Origin of the sequence: Dietzia sp. B19 (assembly GCF_014145155.1) — a bacterium.
Classification (GTDB): Bacteria; Actinomycetota; Actinomycetes; order Mycobacteriales; family Mycobacteriaceae; genus Dietzia; species Dietzia natronolimnaea.
On record NZ_JAALED010000498.1, the window covers coordinates 11,604 to 17,005 of the forward strand.

A 5,402-nucleotide genomic window follows, 5' to 3' on the forward strand; every position below is an offset into this window, starting at 1 on the left:
CGGGACCACACGTGACGGCGGGTGCGGGCACGCGCTACCTGGATCTTCTTGCGCTTGCCGGCAGTGATCTCATCGAGTGTGCGCCACACCGTCGGGGCCGAGGCTACCGGGCCCAGGGCCTCGGATTGGTGGCGCAGGACGCCGATGTCTGAGATGGACTCGCCGCCATCGGCCAGCATCACCGCGACGTCGATCAACACCCGGCCGCGATCGTGGATCGGGATGAACCGGCGGCGGGCCATGGCCCCTGACAGCGCGGCGGTCAGACCGACCTGATCAGCCAGAAGCCGAGGCGCGATGGCCCCGGCATGAGAGACCACCCCGACACCATCAGCAGTAACGGACAGGCCAGACGACCACGACGTACGCTTCACCTACCGAGTGCTTTCTGTGTGGGGACATGGAACCTTAGACAAGTCCCAGTTTCCCCTGTTCAGGAAGCACTTCGGTCTATTTTCGCCCAGCGATCCGCAGATCCCCGTGAATCACCGGGGTTAACCAAGGGTGGGCCGTTCCGAGCCCTATCCGAGCAATTTCTGGACGGTTGTTCAGAGCTTTCGCGGGCCCGGTGAGGCGTGTGTGACTCGAGGGTCAGTTGGTGTCGGCGACCAGCGGTTCGATGGTGAGGTGATCCATCTCCTTGCTGATGTACTGCAGGCGCCACTTGTCGCCGAACAGGGCCAGCAGTTCGCCGTCGGTGCGCTGGAACACCTCCACCCCGCGCTGACGGCCGAGCTCGTCGGCGGAGGCGGCGTCGGTGCGGCGGGCGATGGAGTACGGCAGGTTGTCGACGACGACCTCGACGTTGAACTCGGTCTTCATGCGGGCGGTCACCACCTCGAACTGCATGGGCCCGACCGCCGCCATGACCGGGTTCGCGTCGCCGCGGGTGTCGTTGCGCAGGATCTGAACCACGCCCTCGGCGGCCAGCTGGTCGATCGCCTTGCGGAACTGCTTGTACTTGCCCAGCGATTGCGCGCGGACCACGGCGAAGTGCTCGGGGGCGAACTGGGGGATCGGCGGGAACTGCACCTTCTTACCGGTGTAGAGGGTGTCGCCGGGGGCCAGCGCGGTGGCGTTGACCAGGCCCACCACGTCGCCCGGGTAGGCGGTCTCGACGGTGGTGCGGTCGCGGCCGAAGACGGTGAGCGCGTACTTCGTGGTGAACGGCTTGGCGGACTGGGCGTGGGTGACCACCATGCCGCGCTCGAACTCGCCGGAGACCACGCGCATGAACGCGAGCCGGTCGCGGTGCGCGGCGTCCATGCCGGCCTGCACCTTGAACACGACCGCGGAGAACGGATCCGAGGTCTCACGCGGCGCGCCGGTGACGGTGTCCCACGCGTGCGGCGGCGGGGCCAGCTCGACCAACGCGTCGAGGATCTGGTGGACGCCGAAGTTGAGCATCGCGGAGGCGAAGATCACCGGGCTGGTCTCGCCGGCCAGGTAGAGCTCCTGGTCGTGGTCCTGACCCATGGCGGAGAGCAGTTCGGACTCCTCGACGGCGGTCTCCCAGACCTCGCCCTCGCGCTCGGCGGCGGCGGCCGGGTCGTAGTGCTCCTCCGGGGCGATGGTCGAGCCGCCGGCGGTGCGGGTGAAGTGGATGTACTCCTCCGGCGCCCCCTCGGGGCCGCGGCGGAGCAGGCCCCGGTAGTCGCCGGCGATGCCCACGGGCATGAACAGGGGGGTGGGGACCAGGCCGATCTGCTCGGTGATCTCGTCCAGCAGTTCCAGCGGCGCCTGCCCCGGCCGGTCCCACTTGTTGATCACCGTGATGATGGGCAGCCCGTTGTGCTTGCACACCCGGAACAGCTTCAGCGTCTGCGGCTCGAGGCCCTTGGCGGCATCGATGAGCATGACCGCGGCATCGACCGCGGTGAGGACGCGGTAGGTGTCCTCGGAGAAGTCGGCGTGGCCGGGGGTGTCCACCAGGTTGATGACGTACGGCTCGTCGTCGTCCGGCGCCCCGGCCGGCTTGTAGGTGAACTGCAGTGCCGTGGAGCTGACCGAGATGCCGCGGGCCTTCTCCATCTCCATCCAGTCCGACACGGTGGCGCGGCGACCGGACTTGCCGTGGACGGCGCCGGCCTCGGTGATGACCCGCGCGTGCAGCGCGAGCGCCTCGGTGAGCGTGGACTTGCCGGCGTCCGGGTGGGCGATCACGGCGAAGGTGCGGCGTCGGGCGACCTCGGAGCGTACGTCCGTGTGGGCCCCGGACCTGTCGGGACCAGCGGGTTGCCCGGTCGTCCCGGTGTCCTCGGCGGTCTCCGTCACGCGTCCTCCTCGGTGCTCCGGCGGCCCTCGCCGTCGTCATCCCAGGGTACGTCCGTCCACGTTCGAGCACCCAATCCGCCGGTGCGCCGCCCGGGGTCTGCGGGCGCGCGCGAAAGGCGAGGTCACGCGGGGCGCGATGTCGGACCCGGCGCCTACGGTGCGCAGTGGCGACGTCACCGGACGCGCCGGAGCGGAGACGGGAATGAGTGCGAGCAGGGACGGTTCTGTGGTCGGGGACGCACGGGTACGCGAGGAGCGGAGGGCGGCGCTACGCGACCTGCTCCCGGCGGTCGAGCGGTTGCGTGGTGTCCGCTCGGTCGTGTGGTCCGGGGGCGGTCAGAACGAGGACGGCTCGTATAACCTCCGGTACCCGATCTACGACCGCGACACCGAGAAGGTCATGGAGGTCTGCAACGGGGGAGCGCTGACCGATGTCGAGTACCGGCGGACGCTCCAGCGGCGAGGTGGGCACGGAATGGGCAGCCGGGCACCTGATCTCGTGGCGTTGGCCCGGGACTCCGACGAGGAGCTGGCCGTCGCGCTGCTCACCTGGATGATGCGGTCCGAGAGGTTCAGCGAGGGTGAGGTCGCGGCGTCGCTGGAGAGCGGGGCGCTCGTGGCGCTTCTCGACCGGCTGCGAGAGCTGTACGACATGTGATCGCCCCACGAGCCGGTCGTGCGCTCCTGCTCCGGCCCGTCAGTGCCCCCGCGCCCAGAGCGGCGTCACGTCGCAGCCGCCGGGGACGGCTCACGCGGAGTGGACCTGGTTCTGGGCGGTCTCCAGCCCGTGCGTGAGGAGCAGTTCGACGGCGTCGGCAGCGTCCTGGACCAGGAACGGCACGTCGGGTTGCTCGAGCTTAGAGAAGCGCTTGAGTACGTAATCCGCCACCGCCATGCGACCCGGTGGCCGGCCGACCCCCGCGCGGACGCGGATGTAGTCGCGCGTGCCGAGGGCGCTGGTCACCGAGCGCAGGCCGTTGTGCCCGCCCTCGCCCCCGCCACGCTTGAGCCGGACCTGACCGAAATCGATGTCGATCTCGTCGTGCACCACGATCACCTCGGTGGGGGCGACGGAGAAGTACTTCGCCACCGCCGCGACGGGGCCCCCGGACAGGTTCATGTAGCTCCGCGGACGGGCCAGGACCACGGCCTGGTCGGCCAACCGCGTCTGGGCGACCTCGCAGTTGGTCCGCTTGTGCGTGGAGAAGCTCGCGGGCATGGGAAGGGCGCGGGAGGCGAGCTCGACCAGCACGTCCCAGCCGATGTTGTGTCGGGTGCCCTCGTAGTCGGGACCGGGGTTGGCCAGGCCCACGACGAGTCTGGGTCCGGGGGCGTCAGCGGTACTCACGGACCCATGGTCCCAGACGGAGTCGGTCGCCGCTCCCGTCGGTCGACTCCCCACCCGCTCGCCTCCGCTCCGGCTCGGGCCGTCATGCCTGCAGCTCGGCCCGGGCCGTCTCGAGCACCGCCGCCGTCAGGGCGTCGAGGTCGGGGGACTGGAGTCTCCAGTGTTGCCAGAACAGTGGGACGTCGAGGGGGCGGTCGGGGGAGACCTCGGCGAGCTCGCCGGAGACCAGCCACGGTGTGGCCAGTCGCTCAGGGACCAGGCCCCACCCCAACCCGGCGGCGATGGCCCGGACGTGGTCGTGCGAACTGGGCACGAAGTGTCGGGGCCCGGTCGGTTCGCGGCGGGCCAACCGTCGGTAGTGGTGGTTCTGGTGGGCGTCGCTGCGATCGAAGTCGACGATGGGGGCTCGGCCCAGCGCGGTCGTGGGCGAACCGTCCCGCAGGTGCCGGGCCACGAACCCGGGACTGGCGCACGCGAGGTACCGCATCGACCCCAGCGGCAGTGACCGGCACCCCTGGACGGGTCGGGACTCGCTGGTCACCGCCGCCATCACCTCGCCGCGCCGGAGGAGCTGGGAGGACAACGACTCGTCCTCGCGGCGGAGGTCGAAGACCACCCGGCCCGAGGAGTGGACCTCGGTCATGGCGTCGAGGAACCAGGTGGCCAGCGAATCGGAGTTGCACGCCACCGCCAGGACCACATGCTCTGTCGGGGTGCCCGCTCCGTCGAACTCGCGGGACAGGGATTCCTCGAGGTGGAGCATCTGCCGTGCGGTCCGGAGCACTGTCTCGCCGGAGCCGGTCGCCGTGACCGGGCGGTCCCGGCGGACCAGGATTCGGCCGGCCGAGTCCTCCAGCGCTCGAATCCGCTGGGACACCGCGGACTGCGTGAGGTGGAGGTGGGTGGCGGCCGCGTCGAACGAACCGAGGTCGACGACGGCCACGAGGGTGCGCAGCTGGTCCAGGTGAAGTGCGTCCATAAGTGAGGCTAATGCTAACCAAGGAACTGTAGTAGCGCTACATCCATCGCGACCCTAGCGTGGGGACGTGACCACCACCTCCACGCTTCTCATGGGCGCCGGCATGGGCCTCGGGCTCATCGCCGCCGTCGGCGCACAGAACGCCTACGTCCTCCAACGCTCGATCCGCGGCGACGTGGCGATGGTTCCGATCGTGATCTTCTGCGTCCTGTCCGAGGCGGCCCTGATCCTGCTCGGCGTGGCCGGGGTCGGGGCGCTGGTCGAGTCCGCGCCCGCCGCCATCACGGTGATGAAGTGGTTCGGGGTGGTGTTCCTGCTGGCCTACGGCGCCTTCGCCGCATCCCGCGCCCTGCGCCCCGGCAGCGGGCTGCAGGTGGACGGCGACGCACGGATCCCCTCGACCCTGGGCGCGGTGGCGGCGTGCGCGGCGTTCACCTGGCTCAACCCCCACGCCTATCTGGACAGCGTGGTGTTCCTGGGGACCCTCGCCAACCAGCAGGCGGGGGATCTGCGCTGGGTGTTCGCGGCCGGGGCGTTCCTCGCCGGCACGGCATGGTTCGCGTTGATCGGTTTCGGGGGCAGGGCCCTGCGTGGAGTGTTCGCCAGGCCCGGGGCGTGGCGGGTGCTGGACGCGGGGATCGCCGTGATGATGGTCGTCCTGGCCGTCGGCCTCATTCGGGGCTAGGTCTCGACTGCGGCTAGGTCTCGACTGCGGTCGGGACCAGCCGGCCGGTGCGTCCGGACGAGGGGTTCCGGAATCGACCGCGGGCCCGCTCCGACTCGATGGTCGGCAGCGGGCCC

The 5,402-nt window shown here is 70.2% G+C and carries 6 protein-coding genes; 2 read left to right on the forward strand and 4 right to left on the reverse strand.

The genetic code is table 11. From position 1 onward, the window contains the following. Both G6020_RS13720 and G6020_RS13725 read right to left on the reverse strand, forming a co-directional pair. The coding region (locus G6020_RS13720) for a transposase (RefSeq protein ID WP_182611001.1) at positions 1–374 on the reverse strand (374 nt) is incomplete at its 3' end. Positions 375–591: 217 nt separating this feature from the next. Further along, positions 592–2,274, reverse strand: coding sequence for a peptide chain release factor 3 (locus G6020_RS13725; protein ID WP_182610995.1), 1,683 nt, complete (start codon positions 2,272–2,274; stop codon positions 592–594). Positions 2,275–2,476: 202 nt separating this feature from the next. Between G6020_RS13725 and G6020_RS13730 the strand changes: the two genes are divergently transcribed. Beyond that, positions 2,477–2,932 carry a DUF6508 domain-containing protein gene (locus G6020_RS13730; RefSeq protein ID WP_182610996.1) on the forward strand — a complete coding sequence of 152 codons (456 nt, stop codon included), beginning with the start codon at positions 2,477–2,479 and terminating at the stop codon, positions 2,930–2,932. Positions 2,933–3,022: 90 nt separating this feature from the next. On the opposite strand, the gene pth is transcribed toward G6020_RS13730, so the two are convergent. Continuing rightward, positions 3,023–3,622 (reverse strand): aminoacyl-tRNA hydrolase, encoded by a 600-nt coding sequence (pth, locus tag G6020_RS13735; protein ID WP_179525804.1) that lies wholly within the window; start codon positions 3,620–3,622, stop codon positions 3,023–3,025. 82 nt (positions 3,623–3,704) lie between these two features. Continuing rightward, entirely contained in the window at positions 3,705–4,601 is an 897-nt protein-coding gene (locus G6020_RS13740; protein WP_182610997.1) for a LysR family transcriptional regulator ArgP, read from the reverse strand. Between the two features lie 67 nt (positions 4,602–4,668). Between G6020_RS13740 and G6020_RS13745 the strand changes: the two genes are divergently transcribed. Continuing rightward, positions 4,669–5,286 (forward strand): LysE family transporter, encoded by a 618-nt coding sequence (locus G6020_RS13745; protein WP_182610998.1) that lies wholly within the window; start codon positions 4,669–4,671, stop codon positions 5,284–5,286. Positions 5,287–5,402: the final 116 nt, after the last annotated feature.